Annotated in this window: 1 pseudogene; it reads left to right on the top strand. The window is 35.7% G+C overall.

Annotated features, from left to right (window positions below):
• Positions 1 to 258, top strand: a pseudogene (locus tag R2R70_RS21335) (acyl-CoA dehydrogenase family protein); the annotation flags it as partial.

The following is a 258-nucleotide window of genomic DNA, read 5'->3' as shown; positions in this document are numbered from 1 at the left end:
GAATTTATTTACGGATCATGAGGAATATGGTCAGGGATTATCAAATTATGATTAAGCTCATTTGTGTGAAATTATGGGGAGATCATTAATTGCTCCAGAAATTTTTAACTGTAATGCTCCAGATACGGGGAACATGGAAGTGTTGATGAAATATGGAACAGAAGAGCAAAAACAACAGTGGTTAGTTCCTTTATTAAATGGTGAAATTCGATCCTGTTTTTCCATGACCGAAATTGATGTGGCTTCATCTGATGCTAC

Origin of the sequence: Cobetia sp. SIMBA_158 (assembly GCF_046566945.1) — a bacterium.
In the GTDB taxonomy this organism is placed as follows: domain Bacteria; phylum Pseudomonadota; class Gammaproteobacteria; order Pseudomonadales; family Halomonadaceae; genus Cobetia; species Cobetia amphilecti.
This window is presented reverse-complemented; position numbering and strand designations above follow the sequence as displayed.